The sequence below is a fragment of the Solidesulfovibrio magneticus RS-1 genome, assembly GCF_000010665.1.
Classification (GTDB): Bacteria; Desulfobacterota; Desulfovibrionia; order Desulfovibrionales; family Desulfovibrionaceae; genus Solidesulfovibrio; species Solidesulfovibrio magneticus.
Window position 1 is genome coordinate 3,075,007 of sequence record NC_012796.1, and the last position, 18,314, is coordinate 3,093,320.

At 66.5% G+C, this 18,314-nt stretch carries 16 protein-coding genes; 9 read left to right on the forward strand and 7 right to left on the reverse strand.

The features are described 5' to 3' along the window. Window positions 1–96: 96 nt before the first annotated feature. Complete coding sequence (locus tag DMR_RS13145) at window positions 97–2,130, reverse strand: HAMP domain-containing methyl-accepting chemotaxis protein (RefSeq protein WP_015861397.1); 2,034 nt, start codon at window positions 2,128–2,130, stop codon at window positions 97–99. A 195-nt stretch (window positions 2,131–2,325) separates the two neighbouring features. On the opposite strand from DMR_RS13145, the gene DMR_RS13150 reads away from it, so the two are divergent. After that, entirely contained in the window at window positions 2,326–4,875 is a 2,550-nt protein-coding gene (locus tag DMR_RS13150) for an ABC transporter permease (RefSeq protein WP_015861398.1), read from the forward strand. A 6-nt stretch (window positions 4,876–4,881) separates the two neighbouring features. On the opposite strand, the gene DMR_RS13155 is transcribed toward DMR_RS13150, so the two are convergent. Together DMR_RS13155 and DMR_RS13160 are read right to left on the reverse strand one after the other, a co-directional pair. Beyond that, window positions 4,882–5,283, reverse strand: coding sequence for a hypothetical protein (locus DMR_RS13155; protein WP_015861399.1), 402 nt, complete (start codon window positions 5,281–5,283; stop codon window positions 4,882–4,884). After that, window positions 5,276–5,887, reverse strand: a complete 612-nt coding sequence (locus tag DMR_RS13160; RefSeq protein WP_052278996.1) for an RNA polymerase sigma factor — start codon at window positions 5,885–5,887, stop codon at window positions 5,276–5,278. The genes DMR_RS13155 and DMR_RS13160 overlap by 8 nt, the downstream gene beginning before the upstream one ends. Window positions 5,888–6,048: 161 nt before the next feature. Here DMR_RS13160 and DMR_RS13165 point away from each other — a divergent pair, with 161 nt between their 5' ends. After that, window positions 6,049–6,573: a shikimate kinase gene (locus DMR_RS13165; RefSeq protein ID WP_015861401.1), complete on the forward strand. Its 525-nt coding sequence runs from the start codon at window positions 6,049–6,051 to the stop codon at window positions 6,571–6,573. Window positions 6,574–6,875: 302 nt separating this feature from the next. On the opposite strand, the gene DMR_RS13170 is transcribed toward DMR_RS13165, so the two are convergent. From DMR_RS13170 to DMR_RS13180, 3 genes are read right to left on the reverse strand one after another with little or no spacing between them, the layout of a single operon-like run. Next, window positions 6,876–7,535, reverse strand: coding sequence for a LutC/YkgG family protein (locus DMR_RS13170; protein ID WP_015861402.1), 660 nt, complete (start codon window positions 7,533–7,535; stop codon window positions 6,876–6,878). Next, window positions 7,532–8,944, reverse strand: coding sequence for a lactate utilization protein B (locus DMR_RS13175; protein ID WP_015861403.1), 1,413 nt, complete (start codon window positions 8,942–8,944; stop codon window positions 7,532–7,534). The genes DMR_RS13170 and DMR_RS13175 overlap by 4 nt, the downstream gene beginning before the upstream one ends. Continuing rightward, window positions 8,941–9,663 (reverse strand): (Fe-S)-binding protein, encoded by a 723-nt coding sequence (locus tag DMR_RS13180; protein ID WP_015861404.1) that lies wholly within the window; start codon window positions 9,661–9,663, stop codon window positions 8,941–8,943. Before DMR_RS13180 ends, DMR_RS13175 begins: the two co-directional genes overlap by 4 nt. A 141-nt stretch (window positions 9,664–9,804) precedes the next feature. Between DMR_RS13180 and DMR_RS13185 the strand changes: the two genes are divergently transcribed. The 5 genes from DMR_RS13185 (at window position 9,805) to DMR_RS13205 (ending at window position 15,152) form a co-directional block, all read left to right on the forward strand. Next, window positions 9,805–11,100 carry a citrate/2-methylcitrate synthase gene (locus tag DMR_RS13185; RefSeq protein WP_015861405.1) on the forward strand — a complete coding sequence of 432 codons (1,296 nt, stop codon included), beginning with the start codon at window positions 9,805–9,807 and terminating at the stop codon, window positions 11,098–11,100. A 197-nt stretch (window positions 11,101–11,297) separates the two neighbouring features. Beyond that, entirely contained in the window at window positions 11,298–13,949 is a 2,652-nt protein-coding gene (locus DMR_RS13190) for a mechanosensitive ion channel domain-containing protein (protein WP_015861406.1), read from the forward strand. Between the two features lie 148 nt (window positions 13,950–14,097). Further along, entirely contained in the window at window positions 14,098–14,379 is a 282-nt protein-coding gene (locus DMR_RS13195; protein WP_015861407.1) for a hypothetical protein, read from the forward strand. Window positions 14,380–14,410: 31 nt separating this feature from the next. Further along, complete coding sequence (locus tag DMR_RS13200) at window positions 14,411–14,848, forward strand: bactofilin family protein (RefSeq protein ID WP_015861408.1); 438 nt, start codon at window positions 14,411–14,413, stop codon at window positions 14,846–14,848. Window positions 14,849–14,924: 76 nt separating this feature from the next. Further along, window positions 14,925–15,152, forward strand: a complete 228-nt coding sequence (locus DMR_RS13205; protein ID WP_015861409.1) for a hypothetical protein — start codon at window positions 14,925–14,927, stop codon at window positions 15,150–15,152. A gap of 460 nt (window positions 15,153–15,612) precedes the next feature. Here the strand turns inward: DMR_RS13205 and DMR_RS13210 are convergent, their stop codons facing one another. Next, window positions 15,613–16,953 (reverse strand): UDP-glucose dehydrogenase family protein, encoded by a 1,341-nt coding sequence (locus DMR_RS13210; protein ID WP_015861410.1) that lies wholly within the window; start codon window positions 16,951–16,953, stop codon window positions 15,613–15,615. Between the two features lie 235 nt (window positions 16,954–17,188). On the opposite strand from DMR_RS13210, the gene DMR_RS13215 reads away from it, so the two are divergent. Continuing rightward, window positions 17,189–17,914: a pyridoxine 5'-phosphate synthase gene (locus DMR_RS13215; RefSeq protein WP_015861411.1), complete on the forward strand. Its 726-nt coding sequence runs from the start codon at window positions 17,189–17,191 to the stop codon at window positions 17,912–17,914. Window positions 17,915–17,920: 6 nt separating this feature from the next. Further along, complete coding sequence (locus DMR_RS13220; protein WP_015861412.1) at window positions 17,921–18,292, forward strand: holo-[acyl-carrier-protein] synthase; 372 nt, start codon at window positions 17,921–17,923, stop codon at window positions 18,290–18,292. Window positions 18,293–18,314 lie beyond the last annotated feature (22 nt).

Here is an 18,314-nt window from a genome sequence, read left to right on the forward strand (position 1 = left end):
GCCGCCGCGACAACGCCAACCGTCCGACTTGCCCGGCGGCCATAAAAAAGGCCGGACGCGTTCCCGCGTCCGGCCTGGCATTCGTGTCGTGGACCTCTAGAACCGCTCGAACTCGTCGTCGCGAGCATCAAGGTCGATGCCCACGCCGCTGGCGGGCTTGGCGGCCGCGCCGGACGGACGCGCCGCGGCAGCAGGACGCCGGGCCGCCGACGGCAGGGCCTTGACCGGACGATAGGCCGTGCGCCGGGCCGTGGCTCCGTCCACCCGGAAAAAGGCCATGGTGGACTGGAGCTGCTCGGCCTGGCTCGAAAGCTCTTCCGAGGTGGAGGCCATTTCCTCGGAGGCCGAGGCGTTTTGCTGCACCACCTGATCAAGCTGCTGGATGGCCCGGTTGATCTGGTCGGCCCCGGAATTCTGCTCCTGACTGGCGGCCGCGATTTCCTGCACGAGATCGGCCGTGCGCTGGATGTCGGGCACCATCTTGGTGAGCATGGAACCGGCCCGCTCGGCCACTTGGACGCTGGACGACGAGAGTTCGGAGATTTCGGCGGCAGCCGAACCGCTGCGCTCGGCCAGCTTGCGCACTTCGGCCGCGACCACGGCGAAGCCCTTGCCGTGTTCGCCGGCCCGGGCCGCCTCAATGGCGGCGTTAAGGGCCAGCAGGTTGGTCTGGCGGGCGATCTCCTCGATGATGGAAATCTTCTCGGCGATGTTCTTCATGGCCGCCACGGCCGAGACCACGGCTTCGCCGCCCTCCCGGGCGTCCTGGGCGGCCTTGACGGCAATGGACTGGGTCTGTTGGGCGTTCTCGGCGTTCTGCTTGATGTTGGAGCTCATCTCTTCCATGGACGAGGAGATTTCCTCGACGCTGGCCGCCTGTTCCGTGGCCCCCTGGGACATGCTCTGGGCCGAGGCCGAGAGTTCCTCGGAGCCCGAGGCCACGTTTTCCGAGGCCGACTGCACCTCGGCCACGACCTCGCGCAATTTGCCCACCATTTCGTTGAGGGACGCGGCCAGGATGCCCATTTCATCCTTTTGGTCGATGTCGAGCAGCCGGGTGAAGTCGCCTTCGGCCATGGCCTTGGCGAATCCCACGCCCTTGACGACCGGTCCGGTGATGGCCTTGGTCAGGAAGACGGCGATGACCACGCCCAGGATCAGCGCCACGGCCAGGCCGCCCAGCATCACCGAGGAGGCGGTTTCCAAGCTCGAAACGGCGTCGACGGCGATCTTCGTGGTGGCGTCCATGGCGGCCTTGGCCGTGACCTCGGCCGCGTCCTGGACAGCGTTGGCCGCTTCCAGGCGCTTGGCCGCGATATCCTGAAGGGCCTTGAAATTATCGAGATAATCCATGAGGGCTTGGCGGTATTTCTGGGAGGCGTCGCGGATGGCGGTCAGTTGGCGAATGTTGGCTTCGTCGCGGGTCTTGGATCGGATGGCGTCGATAGCCTGGTCAAGTTGGCCAAAGGCTTTGACGGCGTCCTCAATGTGCCGGGGGTCGCGGAAAAGCTGGCCCCGGTAGTTGCCGACCCGAATGGCGGTGATGGCGCTTACGGCATCACTGGCGCCGTCGATCTTATCCACCCGCTCCAGCAACCCGGCAGAGGCGACACCTGAACCGATCTCCTCGCGGATCTTCTTCTGCTGGCTTTCGAGATAGCCCTCGCTGTTTTTGACGATCTCCGCCGCAGCGCCGTCCAAGATTTTGCGCACTCCGGCGATGGCCTCGATGCGGGCATGGGTCTCGGCGATGAGCTTTTCGTATTCCGCTGCCTTGGCCTGGGCTTTGGCCACGTTGTCGCGCAACTGGACCAGTTGGGAGTACTTGTCGGCATGGGCCTTGGCTTCGCCCAAGGAACGCTTGAGGTCGGCGAAGTTGCGCATACCCGCGTCAAACTGCTTTTTGTCCTCGGTATAACCGTAACTGCGCATTTCCAGCATGGTCTGCAAGGCAGCCCGCTCGACGCTGTTGGCGATGGCCAGTTCCGGGATGTACTCTTGCACCAACCGCGTGGATTGGCTTTCCACGCCCCGCATGTTGAACACGGCCATGCCCCCCAGGGCGCAGGCGATGGCGATCAGGAGTCCAAAACCGATGCTGATTTTGACGCCAAGCTTCAAATTCTTCACTGCCGGCCTCCCCTTGACGTGGTGGTATCCCGCGCTTTTCAGTTTCTGATACGGATTCGGGACCTGGGCGCGGTCGTCCTCGGATTGTTTGTTTCTGGCCTATTTTGATGCCTCTTGCAACGCAAACCTCACACTTTTACGGGCATGGACCATTGCCTGCGTTTCCAGTAGGAAATCTCACAGAGGAGTTGCGCCATGAAAAGCTTCATATACGAGCTGTTGTTAGCGGCGCGCCTGGCCCGCCGCGAGCTGCGGGCTGGGCTGCGGGGCTTTGGCGTCTTCGTGGCCTGCCTGGCCCTGGGCGTGGCCGCCGTGGCCGGCTCCAAAAGCCTGTCCGCCGCCTATCTGGCCGGCGTGGCCGAGGACGCCGCAGCGCTTCTTGGCGGCGACGTCGAAGTCGCCTTGTCCCTGCGCCCGGCCTCGCCCGAAGAAAGCCACGCCCTGGCCGCTCTGGGCACGGTCTCCCATGTGGTCACCATGCAGACCATGGCCCGGGGCCGAGATGACAACGCCGGGCGCGCTCTGGCCTCGCTCAAGGCCGTGGACGGGAACTATCCCTTATACGGTTCCCTCGACCTGTCACCGCCCATGACCGCCTCCGAGGCCCTGGAGGCGCGAAACGGCCTGCCCGGCGCGGTCGTCGCCCCGGAACTTCTGGCCCGCCTGGGCGCGCGCCTGGGCGACGTCATCCTCGTCGCCGACGTGCCCCTCGAAATACGGGCGACCATCGTCCGCGAACCCGACGCTTCGACGGGCCTGGTGTCCCTGGGGCCGCGCCTGCTCGTGGCCCAGAGCGCCCTCGAAGGAACGGGCCTTATCGGCCCGGGCATGTTCACCCGCCACGCCTACCGCATCAAGCTCCCGCCAGGGGCCGAGGCCAAGGCCGTCGCCGCGCATGTCAAGGACGCCTATCCCAAAGCCGGCTGGCGCGTGCGCGATCTGGCCTCGGCCCAGCCCGGGCTGACCCGTTTCATGGACCGGCTGGGGGCCGTGACCGGGTTGGTCGGCCTGGCCTCGCTGCTTTTGGGCGGCATCGGCGTATCCCAGGCCGTGGCCGGCTATCTGGGGGGACGCGAAGGCTCCATCGCGGCGCTCAAGTGCCTGGGCGCGCCCCGGCGGGTGGTGGTTTGGACCTATCTGCTGGCCGTGGCCGCCCAGGGCTGCCTGGGCATTGCCATCGGCCTGGCCGTCGGCGCGTCGCTGCCGGCGCTTGTTGCTCCCCTGGCAGCCGGGGCGCTGCCGGTGCGACTGCCGCCCGGCCCCTACCCCGAAGCCCTGGCCCTGGCCGCCGCCTTTGGCGCGTTGGCCGTTTTGGCCTTTTCCCTGCCCCATCTCGTGCAAGCCGGCCGGGTCTCGCCCCTGCTCCTTTTCCGAGGCTACGCCCCGGCCGGAAACGGCCGTCTGCCCTGGCGCGACGCCTTGCCGGGTGTGATCGCCCTGGCCGGGCTTTTCGCCCTGGCCGTGCTGGCCACGCCCAACCGCCGGCTGGGCCTGGGCTTTGTCGTGGCGGCCCTAGGCGCGGCGGCCATCTTCCGGCTGCTGGCCTCAGCCACGGTGCGGCTTGTGCGGCTGGCGCCGCTCCATCGCCCGGGACTGTTCTCCCTGGCCCTTCGGGCCGTGGCCCGGCCCGGCAACCAGGTGGCCCGGGTGCTGGCCGCCCTGGGCCTGGGACTGTCCACCTTGGCCGCCATGACCCAGGTGGAAGCCAATTTCCGCCAGGCCTTTGTGGAAGACATCCCGAAAACCGCGCCGGACTACTTTTTCGTCGATGTCCAGCCGAACCAGTTGCCGGCCTTTCTGGAAACGGCCAGGGGCGTGGCCGGCGTCATCCGGGTGGACGCCTCGCCCATGATCCGGGGGCGCGTGACGGCCATAAACGGCGAAGCCCCGGACGAGTCGCGGGTCAGCGAAGACGTGCGCTGGGCCGTGTCGGGCGACCGGGGGCTGTCCTTTGCCGCGGCCATGCCCGAGGGCACGCGTCTGATCGAGGGGGCGTGGTGGCCCCCGGACTATGCGGGCGAACCACTGGTCTCGGTGGAGGAGGCCGTGGCCAAGGGCATCGGCGTCGGGGTCGGCGACACGGTGACGGTCAATGTGCTCGGCCGGGAGATCACGGCCAAGATTTCGAGCCTGCGGCGGGTCAACTGGCTGACCCTTGGCATCAACTACGTCTTTGTTTTCTCGCCAAACGCCCTGGACGGGCTGCCGGCCACCTGGCTGGCCACGGCCTACACCGACAAGGCCGCCGGCAAGGCCCCGGGCGAGGCGGTCTTCGCCGCCGTCACGGAACGCTTCCCCAATGTCACGGTGGTCGGTATCGGCGACGCCCTGACCGAGGTGCTGGCCGTGGCCGACAAGGTGTCCTCGGCCGTGCGCGCCGCCGCCGCCGCAACCCTCGGGGCGGGGCTGCTCGTTCTTATCCAGTCCCTGGCCGCGGGCCTGCGGCGACGGGCCTACGAGACCGTGATCTACAAGGTCTGCGGCGCGACCCGGCCCGACATCATGACGGTGCTGTGTCTGGAAAACGCCCTGCTTGGACTGTTGGCGGGTCTGGTGGCCCTGGCAGTGGGCACGGCCGTGTCGTTTGGGTTTACGACGTATTTCATGGAGTTGCCGTTTTCGGTCTTTGCCGGTCCGGCCGCCTTGGTTGTGGCCGCCGCCGCCGCCCTGACCCTGGTCTTCGGCTCGGCCGGAGCCTTTGCCATGCTCTCTAGGCGGGTCTTGCCGTATCTGCGAAACGAATAAGCGGGATCAGTCGGCCCCGGCCGGCCGCTCGGGCATGTGGGCGCGCCGCTCGGCTTCGAGGCGATCATAGACAGCCAACTGTCGCGGCGACAACATCGGCCGCACCTGATCATCAATGCGCTGGAACACGATGTCGATATCCGGGCGCATGCGGCCCAGGGCCAAATCGAAATCGCGCCGACCGTTCTCCCAGGCGTCGAGGTAGACGCGGCGCTGCTCGGGACTCAGATCCAGACGCCGCATGGACTCGTCGGCAAACCGTTGGCGCACTTCCTCAAAACCCGCGCCATCGGTGGCCCGCCTTTCCAGCAACGCCTGACGGCTCGACAGCAGCCAGCCCAAGCCGACGCCGACGATCAGAACCGTGACGAGGCTTCCCGCCCCGAATTGCCGTGAACCTTCAGCCATGGTCTTTCTCCAAGAATGCCTTGAGCTTGCGCCTGGCGCGAAAGGCCCGCACCTTGACGTTGACCCGGGTCAATCCCGTGAGTGCCGCCACTTCCTCGACGCTTTTGCCCTCAAGACCTAAAAGCGCGACCAGGAGCCGATCCTTGGGGCCGAGCACGGCCATGGCCGCCTCCAGACGCCTTCTGGCCTCACGCGCCTCACGCCGGGCCGCTTCGCCTTCGTCGGGCAAGGTGTCCTCCAGGCCGCCCACCAGCCCGTCCTCGATCTTGCGCCGGCGCAGCCAGTCGATGCAGGTGTTGGCGGCGATGCGGTGCAGCCAGCCGCGAAACATGCCCCAGTCCCGGAGGCCGCCCAAATTGAGGTAGGCCTTGACGAACACTTCCTGGGCCAGATCCTCGACTCCGGCCGGATCCCGGCAAAAACGGGAAGCCAGATGGGCCACGCCCGGTCCATGCCGCACGACCAGCGCGGCAAAAGCTTGCTGGTCGCCCTCGAAGGCCGCCCGGGCCAAGGCAGCGTCGTCAATGCCTTCCAGACGCGGCCGGGGACGGCCGGACACGCCGTCTTTCAACCGAACGCATTTCTCACCAACACGCGTCGTCATGCAGCAAGCCTCCGCCAACGCCCCTCCCCAGGCGCGTTTGCCTGCTCAGGCGTCGAGCGCAGCCCATCGGTTACACGCCCGCCTCGACAAGCCGCGCCCGGCAGGCTATCTGCACTGCCGGCGGCCGCGTCCCGGCCGCACGCCACCTCCCGGAGCGAGCCATGCCCCTTGCCGCCGACACCAACATCTACCTCATCGGTCCCAGGGCCTCGGGCAAGACCACGCTTGGCCGCAAACTGGCCGAAAGCCTCGGCCGCTCCTTCGTCGATCTCGACGCCCGGTTCGTCGAAGCGCGCGGCGAAACCATCGCCGAACTGGTGGCCCGGGAGGGCTGGGACGCCTTCCGCCGGGCCGAAGCAGACATCCTGGCTGAAACCGCCGCCCAAAAAGGGCTGGTCGCGGCCACGGGCGGCGGCGTGGTGCTGTTGCCGGAAAACCGGGCCCTCCTGGCCAAGGGGCTGGTGCTCTACCTGCAAGCCCACCCCGACCGTCTGGCCGAGCGCCTCATGGCCGATCTCAACCCGGACCAGCGCCCCAATCTGACGCAGCTTGGCCTCAAAGAGGAAATCGTGGCCACCCTGGCCGAACGCGAACCGCTGTATTTCTCCCTGGCCCACGCCTGCCTGCCCGAGCGCCCCATCGACGAATTGCTGGAATATACGTTGCGCGCGCTCAAAATGTTCTAGGGGACTCCACCGTGCCTTTGGCCGAGGGCGCGGCGGCACAAGCGCGCGAAAAGGGCTGCTTTGGGCGCGAGCATAGCTCGCGCCCAAAGCAGCCCTTTTCGCTGACGAGTTGGGGGCTGTAATGCGCCGTTTGCCCGGACATAAGCCGTCCGGGCAAACGGCGCATTACAGCTCTCGTCTTCTCTCGGGCGACCGCCCGCCGACGTCTCTTCGCCCGGCCGACCGGAGCCCGCAAACAGGGGGCCCGGGGGGAATGATTCCCCCCGACCGCCGGAAACTCTTAAAACTCTCCCACTACTCCCTTACAACCAATCCAGCCCGATCACATGCACGGCCAGCGGCCCGTGCACGCCGCGCACGTAAACGAATTCGATGTCGCCGGTGCTGGACACGCCCGAGACACAGTTAAGTGCGCTGGGCATGGGCCCCTGCCCCACCCGCTCCAGCATGGTCGGCAGGTCGGGCACAAGACGCGATCTGGCCACGAAGGCCACATGCAGGCGCGGCACCAGCGGTGTGCCGCGCTCACGTCCCGGGGCGGCGGCCATGACAAGGCTGCCGGTGGCGCACAGGGCGTAGGCCACGGCCGTGACGCCGAGATCCACGGCGGCCAGGCCCGGACAGACGCGCTCGGGCAGCTCTTCCGGGGCAATGACCGCGACCTTGGCCTCGGCCAGGACGCCGGCGGCCGAGACGGCGTCGAGATCGGGATGGTCCCAGCGCACGGCGGTTTTCACGTCGTTGGCGGCCAGATAAGCGGTCAGCGCCTGTCGGGCCTCCTCGGGGGTGCGGGCCATCTCAAAGGTAGGCCCAAGGGTGGTCAGCACGGCGGCGAAGCGCTCGAAATCGGCCACGCCCCCGCCCGGTTTGCGGGGAATGGTCGGGGCCGAGACACGGGGGAAGCCGGCGGCCGTGGCCGCACGCAGGCGACCGAGGATGGCGTTTTTGGCGCGCGTTTTCATGCACGTCCTCCCTGGAGACGCTTAAGCCGGCGAGCGAGGGCCTTGAATCGCCGGGAGAAAGGCCGGGCCAGCCCCGGGAACTCCCGGCAGCGCAGGAAGCGGCCCACCGGCGCGTCCGGGGCCACGGCCGCGACCTCGCGCAGCTTGGGGTCAAACAGGCGGCCAACGGCGGCCGCGCCGCCAAACAGGAGCGGATGCCGGGCCAGCAGGCTGAAGGCCGCCACCGGCAGATCGGTTTCGGTCTCCGACACGCGGCGGCGCAGTTCCTGGAGCAGGGCCGGATGGTCGATGCCGGCCGGGCAGGCTTCCGAGCAGGCGGCGCAGTGGGTGCAGGCGAATGGCTGGCGCGGATCGCCGGGGTTGTCCTTCAAAAGCGGGGAGATGACCGAGCCCATGGGGCCGGGATAGACCGTGCCGTAGGCGTGGCCGCCCACGCTCTGGTAGACCGGGCAGACGTTTAAGCAGGCCCCGCAGCGGATGCAGCGCAGGATGGAGCGCAGCTTGGGATCGGCCAGGATGTCCGAGCGGCCGTTGTCCAGGATGACCAGATGCATTTCCCTGGGGCCGTCGCGTTCGCCCTCGCGCCGCGCGCCGGTGAAAAAGGACAGGTGCACGGGCAGGGTCTGGCCGGTGGCGGCCGGCGGCAGGATGTCCAGGACCACGGCGGCGTCGGCCAGGGTCTCCACCACTTTTTCCAGGGTCATGAGCGCAATGTGGATGGGCGGACAGGAGCCGGAAAGCCGGATGTTGCCCTCGTTTTCCAGCACCGTCACCGTGCCGGTCTCGGCGATGGCGATGTTGCAGCCGGTGATGCCGGCGTCGGCGGCCAGAAACTTCTGGCGCAGGCTGTCCCGGGCGATGCGGGTCATCTCCGGGATGTCGGTGCTGGTGCGGCCGAACTTGCGGGCGAAAAGGTCGGAGACCTGCTCCTTGGACACGTGCAGGGCCGGAGCCAGGATATGCGAGGGGCGCTGGCCGGCCAGCTGGATGATGTACTCGCCAAGGTCGGTCTCCACGGCCTCGATGCCGGCCGCTTCCAGAACCTCGTTGAGCCCCATCTCCTCGCTCACCATGGACTTGCCCTTGACCACGAGCTTGGCCCCGCGCTCGGACAGGATGCGGGCCACAAGCGTAGCTGCCGTCTCGGCCGTTTCGGCGTAGTGGACCCGGCCGCCGACAGCGGTAACGCTGGCTTCGAGCTTTTCGAGCAACTCCGGCAGCTTGGCCAGGGTCTTGTCGCGCACGGCCACGGCCCGGGCCTGGCGCTCGGCGAAGTCGGGCATGGCGTTGACCGAGCGCTGGCGCAGCACGCGGATGTGGCCGATGGCCTTGTGCAGGATGGCCCGGCTTTGGCGGTCACCCAGGGCCTTGGCCGAGGCTTTGGCGAAATCGTGGGCGGTCTTGGTCATATGCCCTCCCCGGCCAGGACCTCGGCCAGATGCAACGCCCGTATCGGCAGGTCGCGCTTGGCCATGGCCGAAGCGATGTTGAGCAGGCAGCTCGGCTCGGCGGTGATGACCGCCTCGGCCCCGCTGGCCACGATGTCGTCGATTTTTTCCGCAACAATGGCTTCGCTGGCTTCGGGGTAGTCGATGCTAAATGCCCCACCAAAGCCGCAGCAGCGCTCGGGCCGGGCCAAGGGGACCAGCGTCAGGCCGGCGACCTTGGCCAACAGCGCCTCGGTGGCCGATCCGGCCCCAAGCACCCGGGTGGTCTGGCAGGAGCCGTGCAGGGCGGCGGTCAGGTCCCAGCGCGCCCCCAGGTCGGTGAGCCCCAGGCGTTCAACCAGGAACTGGCCCAGTTCGAAGGTCTTGGCGGCGACGTGGGCGGCCTGCTCCCGAAACGGGTCATCCTCGGCGAAAAGCGAGGGATAGCGGCGCACCATGGCCGTGCACGAACCCGAGGGACACACCACCACCGGCGCGTCCTGAAATATTTCCACGAACCGCCGGGCCAGGGGCCGCACGAGGTCGGCCCGGCCGCGCTTGTAGGCGAACTGGCCGCAGCAGGTCTGGCCCTTGGGCAGCACCGGCGTCAGGCCGGCCCGGACCAAAACGGCCGTAGTCGCCTCGCCCACTTGCGGCAACACGTGTTCGACCAGACAGGGAATGAAAAGAAACGCTTCCACGAAAAGCCCTCCTTGCAACGGGGCGACACCTTACGCTTTAGACCCGCCGGGTCAAGGCCACAGGCGGCTTGCCGGCCCGCCCGCTTTACAGGAAGGGGGTCCGTTGCTATGGACACCCGTTGCAACAGATAAGGAAGCGCCATGAACGAAGCACCCACCGCCACCTTGACCTATGACGGCAAGACTGTCGAACTCCCTGTCATCATTGGCGATCACGTCGAAAAGGCCCTGGACGTGCGCAAGCTGCGCAGCCAGACCGGCTGGATCACCTTCGATCCCGGCTACGCCAATACGGCGGCCTGCAAGTCGGCCATCACGCATATCGACGGCGAAAATGGCGTGGTGCTCTATCGCGGCTACGACCTTGAAGAGCTTGCCGACAAGGCCACCTTCGTGGAAACGGCCATGCTCATCATGTTCGGCGAGCTGCCGACCCGGGCCGAGCGCGAAGAATTCCGCATCATGCTGCGCGACCAGGAACTGTTGCACGAAGATCTGTTGAGCCACCTCGACGGGTTTCCGCCCAACGGCCATCCCATGTCCATCCTCTCGGCCATGATCAACGCCATGGGCAGCTACTATCCCGAACTCTACGACATCGGCTCGCCCGAGGACTTCCGGCTGGCCGCCGCCAAGATCTTAAGCAAGGTGCGCACCATCGCCGCCTTTTCCTACCGCAAATCCCAGGGGTTGCCGCTCAATTACCCCAACCCCAACCTGGATTACTGCCGCAACTTCCTGCACATGATGTTTTCGGTGCCGTTTTGGACCTACCAAGCCCCGGACCCTGTGGTGCGGGCGCTGAGCATCTACATGCTGTGCCACGCCGACCAGGCGCTCGACACCTCCTGCGCCACGGTGCGTATGGTCGGCTCAAGCCAGGCCAACCTGTTCGCCAGCGTGTCGTCGGGCATCTGCGCCCTGTGGGGCCGCCAGCACGGCGGAGCCAGCTCGGCGGCGCTGACCATGTTCGAGGACGTGGTGGCCGGGCGCACCACCGTGGAGCGCATTTTCGAGGCCTCGAAAACCAGCGCCGGCCGTCTCATGGGCTTTGGCCAGCGGCTTTTCCACGTGGAAGACCCGCGCGCCCGCATCATCAAGCGCACCTACCAAAATCTCGTGAAAAACGGCTACGCCAAGCGCGACGCCTTCCACGACATCGCTTTGGAGATCGAGGAACGCGCCCTGGCCGACGACTATTTCGCCTCGCGCCAGCTCTTCCCCAACACCAACTTCTACGCCAGCTTGCTCCTGCGGGCCATCAACATCCCGCCGCGCATGTTCCCGGTCATCACCGCCATCGGCAACATGCCCGGCTGGATCGCCCACTGGAACGAGGAGACCCACTCCCCGGACCAGCGCATCCACCGGCCGCGCCAGGTCTACATGGGCCGCAAGCGCCACGCCTACACGCCCATGGAGAAGCGCAAGTCCTGATTCCCATGCGCAACAGCCGCCCGGCGGCCGACCCGCGCCCAAGCGCGGCGGCCGCCGTCCCAAACCCGACCGGCGCTTCGGCGCGCCGCCGCGGGTTTGCTCCGTTCCAGGCCTCCGGCGCCGTCCCGGCCGGCCCCACCGACACCCCGGCTTCGCCAACCCGCCGTCCGTTCCCTAGGACGCCCCGGAGAGCCCTCATGCGTTCTTTTCGTCTGCTTGCCTTGTGCTGCCTGTCCCTGACGCTCCTGGCCGTCTTGCCGGCCGCCCTGCCCGCCCAGGACGCGGCCCCGGCCGCCGCCAAGGCCGAACCGGCCAAGACGCCGGACAAGCCCGCCGCCCCCGAGGCCAAGGCCGACGCGCCCAAAGCGCCGGACGCTCCCGCCGCCGAGGCCGGCAAGGAGACGGCCAAGCCGGCCGACAAACCGGTTGACAAAGCCGCCGACAAACCGGCAGAGAAAACCCCGGATAAGCCCGCGCCCAAGGAAGCCGACAAGCCGGCTGCCAAACCGGCCGAAAAACAGCCGGCCGCCAAAGCCTCGGACAAGGCCGGCGAAAAAAACGGCGAAAAAGCCGAGGCCGACGCGCCCAAGGACTGGCAGGTGCTGCTCTCCATCCACCAGGAATCGGTGGTGCAGCAAGCGGCCCGGTTCAAGTCCATGGAAGAGCTGCTCCCCAAAAACGTGCGCAAGTTCCGCTCCGAGCTTTCGGCCCTGGAGGGCAAGCTCGACGAATTGGGGCTCATCATCAGCCTGTCCGGCGGCAATCCCTGGGAACTGCGGGCCGTGCTGGGGGATTTCGCCCGCCTGCGCCGGGCCGTGGAAACGCTTATCGCGCCGTCCCAGGAAAGTCGCGACGAACTCGACAAGATCGCCGCCAGGCTCGATTCCCTCAAAGAGGAGTTCGCCAAGCGCCTGGAAGACGATCCCGAGCAGCCCATCGCCGACGCCATCGGCTACTATCTGCGCTACGTCAAAAGCGTGCGCGCTTCCCTCACCGGCGTGCGCTCCACCCTGGAGAAGGAACTCGGCCCGGCCCGCGAACTGCTTGCCGCCCTGGACAAGGCCGAAGAAGCCCTGCGCTTAAAAATCCCCAAGGCCTGGAAGACCTACTATTTCACGGCCTCCAACGAACTGTTCTCCCACAAGGCCTGGAACGACCTGGAAACCCGTTTCCAGCACTGGGCCAAGTCCAACGCCTCCATGCTGCGTTCCATGACGCGCGGTTCCGACGCCGTCCGGGCCCAGGCCGTGGGCATCCGGGCCGCGTTGGCCCTGGCCGTGCTGGCGGTGGTGTCCGTCATCGCCATCGCCCGATTGCGCCGCCGCATTCCCGGGCTGTACGCGCCCGGCAAACTGCGTCTGGTCTGCCTGCTGGCCGGCTCCGGGCTCATCCTGCACTGGGCGGCGGCCGGCGCGCCGCTGTTGCTCCAGGAGATCGGCAACATCCTGGCCGAGATCCTGCTCGCCGCCGGGTTGGCCGTGTTCTCGCGCTATCTGGCCGAAGCCTCGGGCGCGGCCACGCCAGGGGCCGGCAATCCCCTGCGCGGCCTGTGGGCCATGTTTTCCCTGGGGCTTTTGCTCCAGATCGCCGACATCCCGGAACCGGCCCTGACCACGCTGTGGATGGCCCTGCTGCTCGTATTCCTGCTGGCCACAGGCCGTTTCTTGCGCCGCTATGCCGGGCCGCTGAGGCTCTTTTGCCGGGCCACGCCGCCCCTGACCATGGGCCTGGCCGTCATGGCCGCCCTGGGCTGGCAGCATTTGTCGGTGCTGGTCCTGGCCGGCTGGTTCCTGCTTTTGGCCGCCGTGCAGATCGGGGCCGGGCTGTCGCGCATCGTCACCGCCTGGCAGGCCCGGGCCAGCCAGGAAGGGGCCTCGGCGCTCACGCGCGCCATGGTTTCGGGCCTGGGCTTTCCGCTCATCTTCCTGTCGCTGTTCCTGCTGGTCCTCTACTGGTTCTCCACGGAACTGGGCGGCCAGGAACTGTTCATGGAAGCCGTGGGCTTCACCGTGACCATCGGCACGGTCTCGGTCACCCTGGGCCGGCTGGCCCTTATTCTCACCGGCTTTTTCGTCACCCGCTCGACCCTTTTCGCCGTGCGCTCCTTCATCCAGGACCTGCCGCGCCTGCGCCCGGGCATCGATCCGGGCGTGCGCGACGTGCTGGAGACTACTTCGCTTTACGTACTATGGGGTCTGTACATCCTTATCTCCCTGTTCCTACTCGGCTTTTCCTTCACCAGCCTGGCGGTGGTCGCCGGCGGCTTGTCCGTGGGCATCGGCTTTGGCCTGCAAAACATCGTCAACAACTTCGTGGCCGGGCTGATCCTGCTCTTTGGCCGCTCCATCCAGGCCGGCGACACCATCCAGATCGACGCCATCTGGGGCCAGGTGCGCAAGGTCAACATCCGCAACACCGTTGTCCAGACCTTTGACAACGCCACGTTGTTTGTGCCCAACTCCGACCTCATCAGCGGCAAGCTCGTCAACTGGACCCACCGCGACCCGACCGTGCGCCGGGAGATCACCATCGGCGTGGCCTACGGCTCCAACACCGAGCAGGTGCGCCAGATACTGCTCGACGCCGTGGCCGGCCACGAGCATGTCTTAAAGACCCCGGCCCCGTCAGTGCAGTTCACCAACTTCGGCGAGAGTTCCCTGGACTTCAAGTTGCTCTTCTGGGTGGACAACGTGGGCGTGGCCGTGGGCACCACCTCCGACATCCGCTTCGCCATTGACCGGCGTTTCCGGGAAGTCGGCATCGACATCCCCTTCCCCCAGCGCGAGGTGCGCATCGTGGCCGGGGCCAGCGACCCGGTCCAGGCCGCCGCTGGCGCGGCCGCGGATTGATCCGAGCCATGGCCCAAGAGGCGGCCCGGGGCGCGTGTTCGCCCTGGGCCGCCCGGACCCGCCCTGGCCCGGACGCCGCCTTGGCCGGCGGGCATTTGCACGGGACAGCCGGATGGTTTTCTGATACGGCTCAAGAAAAGGACGCCGCATGAACCGAAGAGTCCTGCCCCTGGCCTGCCTGGTCCTGGCCCTGGCCGTCGCGCCCGGCTGCAAGAAGGCCAAGAGCACGGCCCCGGCCATGCCCCAATACGATGCCCTCGAACCCGGCCCCGGGGCCAATCCCCTGGAGATCGAGCGCTACCAATTGGAGCAGGAAAAGCGGACCTTGTCCGAGAATTTGAGCGACAACCTCGACCGTATCCAACGCATCAACGCCCGCATCATCCAGATCAACATCGAACTGCAGCGCCAGACCAATCCGCATTACTAACGCCGCCCGCGCCAGCCAAGGACCCAGACCCATGTTCGGATTCTCGTCGAAGAAAAAGCCCCGCCTGGACGCCATCACCGCCTTTCTCGGGGCTGGAACCCAGTATCATGGCCAGTTCAATTTCCAGGGTGTCGTGCGTATCGACGGCGGCGTCATCGGCGACATCATCTCCGACGGCGTGCTGGTGCTCGGCGAGGAAGGGCAAGTCGAGGGCAGCATCAGCGTGGGCGAACTCATCGCCAGCGGCAGCGTGCGCGGCGACGTCACGGCCAGCCGGCGCGTCATCCTCAACAAGACGGCCAAACTGACCGGCAACATCCAGACCCCGTCGGTGGTCATCGAGGACGGAGCCGTGCTCAACGGCCAGCTGCGCATGACCGAGGCCGAGGCCGTTATCCTGTCCGAGGGCCTGGCCCCCTGCGCCCTGCCCGGGCAGCCGGCCGAGGACGTCACGGAAACGACGTCATGAAGGGGTTGCCAAAAGGGCCTCGTCCGTTTAATGGCAAAACGCCGTCACCCGCCCCCGTTTAAGGAGTCCCGTCCCCATGGGCCAATTTTTCCCCGATGCCGACCAGTTTCCCCTTGAAGACCAGATCAAGCACCTTGGCGACGACGAGTTGCTCGATTTCTGGGAAGAGACCCAGTACATTGAGCGCATGCTCGTGGAAGAGGAAAATCCCGAAGCCGACCATTCCCAAGAGTACGAACGGGTGATTCTCCAAGAGCTGATGCTGCGCACCTGCCGCCGCCGCGCCCTGGTTAGCGAACGCTAGCCCGGGGCGTCGCCGCCGTCGGGTTATCGCCCGCAGTTGCGGTAAAAAGCCTCCGGCGGCCAAAGGGCTTGTGCCCTTTGGAACCCCCTACTTGTTATCACGCGGCTCGTCTCCTTATCTCTACACTCACTCCCTGTTGAATCCAGCGCGTCAGCCGACTGACGGCAGATCTCCTGTCCGGCATTGAGCTGTTCATCGGCGTTGTCGCCTTCATTGGTCGCCAGCGGTCCATTTGGACGGCCTGCACCGCACTCCGGTTCGACTCCCATCCTCGCCGCCAACGCCCCTTCGGCCTCGTCGTCCTGCCTCCCAGGCCGCCACCAGTGCAGCAACTTTAACAGTCCATCGTCCGTGTTACTGGCAACGCACGAAAACGAGCCTCCTACTGTCAGCGGCACAGAGCGTAAAAAAAGAGGGCGGTCACCCGCCCTCTTTCTCTCGTCAGATAACCGATCGCCAGCTACATTTTGGGAGCCGGGCGGCCGATGCAGAAGTAGGCCAGGCCGAGGTCGGCCAACAGCTGCGGGGAGTAGAGGTTGCGGCCGTCGAAGATGATCGGGGCCTTGAGCGTCTTCTTGATGCGGCTGAAATCCGGGTTGCGGAACTGGTTCCACTCGGTGACCACGGCCAGGCAGTCGGCCTTGTCCAGCACCGCGTACTGCTCATCGACCACGGTCAACAGCTCGTTGCCCTTGAAGTGCTCGCGGGTGTTGGGGCCGGCGACGGGGTCGAAGGCCACGATACGCATGCCGGCGTCGGTCAGGTCGCGGATCAGCTCAAAGGACGAGGCGTCGCGCACGTCGTCGGTGTTGGCCTTGAACGCCAGACCCCACAAAGCCAGGGTCTTGCCCTTCACGCCGCCCTGGGGGGCGAAGTATTCCATGATCCGCTTGCTGAGCACATGCTTCTGACGCTTGTTGACCTCGTCAACAGCGGCCAGCAGTTCCGGCTCGAAGCCGATCTTGCGGGCGGTGTCGATGAGCGCCTTGACGTCCTTGGGGAAGCAGGAGCCGCCGTAGCCCAGGCCGGGGTAGATGAACTGGTAGCCGATGCGGTGGTCGGAACCGATGCCCATGCGCACGTCGCGCACGTCGGCGCCCACTTTCTCGCAGATGTTGGCCACTTCGTTAATGAACGAAATCTTGGTGGCCAGCATGCAGTTGGCGGCGTACTTGGTCATTTCGGCCGAGCGAACGCCCATGACGATGACCTTCTCGCGGCTGCGGGCATAGGGAGCGTACAGGGCCTTCAAGAGTTCGCCGGTGCGGACGTTGTCCGTGCCGACGACCACGCGGTCGGGCTTGAAGAAATCGTTGATGGCGTCGCCTTCCTTGAGGAACTCGGGATTGGACACCACGTCGAATTCGATCAATTCGCCGCGCTTTTTGAGCTCCTCGCCGATGAGCTTGCGCACCTCGTCGGCGGTGCCGACCGGGACAGTGGATTTGTCGACGACGATCTTGTAGTCCTTCATGTTGGCGCCGATGTCCCGGGCCACCTGATAGACGAAGGACAGGTCGCAGGAGCCATCTTCGCGGGGCGGAGTACCGACGGTGATGAACACGAACAGCGCGTTCTCCATGCCTTCGGCGACCTTGGTGGTGAAGCGCAGGCGGCCTTCAGCCACGTTGCGCTTGACCAGCTCGTCAAGTCCCGGTTCGTAGATGTGGACCTTGCCCTGGCGAAGGTTCTCGACGATGGTGGGATTGACGTCCACGCAGCAGACGTCATTGCCCATCTCGGCAAAACAGGCGGCGCTCACCAGACCAACGTACCCGGTGCCTACGATACAAAGATTCATAAACTATATCTCGTTGTTAGGGTTGCCCCCGCCGGCTCGAAGGGCGGGCGGGGAACGGGGCTGAAGAATATCTGCGCATGGCGGCAGGGCCCCGTCATCGAAGAAAGTTGATCGCACTTACGGATTCGTCGGACCTTTGTCAACAATTCGCGGCCCGCTCCACCCCGTTTCCGTCGGTTGCCACCCATTTGTAAAACACTTACCCTTCCTTGACACTGTCTTTAAGGAGCACGTCATGCCCTTGCTTGCGGTCAACGTCGATCATGTGGCCACCATCCGCCAGGCCCGGCTGGCCAAAAGCCCGGACCCCGTGGCCGCCGCCGCCCTGGCCGAACTCGGCGGCGCGCGGGCCATCATCGTGCACCTGCGCGAAGATCGCCGCCACATCGGCGACCGCGACGTCCATGTGCTGCGCGAGACCATCAAAACCCGGCTGCACCTGGAAATGGCCGCCACCGAAGAGATGCTCGGCATTGCGCTGAAGCGCAAACCCGATATGGTCTGTCTGGTGCCGGAAAAACGCCAGGAGCTGACCACCGAGGGGGGCCTGGGCGTGGCCGGCCGCGAAGCCGAACTGGCCGCCTACGTGGCCAAGTTGGCCGAGGCCGGCATTCCCACGAGCTTATTTATTGATCCCGACCCGCGCCAGATCGAGGCGAGCAAAGCCGTGGGCGCGGCTTACGTGGAACTGCACACCGGGGCCTTCGCCGACGCGGCCACGCCGGCCGCCCGGCAAAAGGAACTGGACCGGCTGCTGGCCGCCATCCCCCTGGCCAAGAGCCAGGGCCTTGGCGTCAACCTCGGCCACGGCCTGGACTACGACAATATCTATGCCTTCAAGGACACGCCGGGGGTCAGCGAATATTCCATCGGCCACAGCATCGTGGCCCGGGCCGTGCTGACCGGCATGGTGGAGGCCGTCTCGACCATGTGCGCCATCATCGACGGGTTTCCCGACTAGCCGCTCATGATCCGGGGGCTTGGCATCGACGTGGTGGAACTCGATCGCATCGAGGCCGCCCTGATTCGTTTCGGCGATAGGTTTCTGGCCCGCATCCTGACGCCGGCCGAACGGGCCGCCCTGCCCCCGATCCCGCTCACCCGCACGGCCGGGCTGTTCGCCGCCAAGGAAGCCGCCGCCAAGGCCCTGGGCACAGGCTTTGCTCAGGGCGTGGCCTTTCATACCTTGGAAATTCTCTCCGACGCCGCCGGTCGCCCGGCCCTGACGCTCCACGGCCCGGCCCTGGCCAGGGCCGAGGCCCTTGGCGCGACGTCCTGGCACGTGAGCATCAGCCACAGCCGCGACACCGCCGCCGCCGTGGTGGTGCTCGAAGGCTGACCCGGCTCCCCTCCCCGCTTTC

Coding starts and splice junctions, on each gene's coding strand:
- DMR_RS13150 (WP_015861398.1), top strand. CDS start 2,326: ATGAAAAGCTTCATATACGAGCTGTTGTTAGCGGCGCGCCTGGCCCGC.
- DMR_RS13155 (WP_015861399.1), bottom strand. CDS start 5,283: ATGGCTGAAGGTTCACGGCAATTCGGGGCGGGAAGCCTCGTCACGGTT.
- DMR_RS13160 (WP_052278996.1), bottom strand. CDS start 5,887: ATGACGACGCGTGTTGGTGAGAAATGCGTTCGGTTGAAAGACGGCGTG.
- DMR_RS13165 (WP_015861401.1), top strand. CDS start 6,049: ATGCCCCTTGCCGCCGACACCAACATCTACCTCATCGGTCCCAGGGCC.
- DMR_RS13170 (WP_015861402.1), bottom strand. CDS start 7,535: ATGAAAACGCGCGCCAAAAACGCCATCCTCGGTCGCCTGCGTGCGGCC.
- DMR_RS13175 (WP_015861403.1), bottom strand. CDS start 8,944: ATGACCAAGACCGCCCACGATTTCGCCAAAGCCTCGGCCAAGGCCCTG.
- DMR_RS13185 (WP_015861405.1), top strand. CDS start 9,805: ATGAACGAAGCACCCACCGCCACCTTGACCTATGACGGCAAGACTGTC.
- DMR_RS13190 (WP_015861406.1), top strand. CDS start 11,298: ATGCGTTCTTTTCGTCTGCTTGCCTTGTGCTGCCTGTCCCTGACGCTC.
- DMR_RS13195 (WP_015861407.1), top strand. CDS start 14,098: ATGAACCGAAGAGTCCTGCCCCTGGCCTGCCTGGTCCTGGCCCTGGCC.
- DMR_RS13200 (WP_015861408.1), top strand. CDS start 14,411: ATGTTCGGATTCTCGTCGAAGAAAAAGCCCCGCCTGGACGCCATCACC.
- DMR_RS13205 (WP_015861409.1), top strand. CDS start 14,925: ATGGGCCAATTTTTCCCCGATGCCGACCAGTTTCCCCTTGAAGACCAG.
- DMR_RS13210 (WP_015861410.1), bottom strand. CDS start 16,953: ATGAATCTTTGTATCGTAGGCACCGGGTACGTTGGTCTGGTGAGCGCC.
- DMR_RS13215 (WP_015861411.1), top strand. CDS start 17,189: ATGCCCTTGCTTGCGGTCAACGTCGATCATGTGGCCACCATCCGCCAG.
- DMR_RS13220 (WP_015861412.1), top strand. CDS start 17,921: ATGATCCGGGGGCTTGGCATCGACGTGGTGGAACTCGATCGCATCGAG.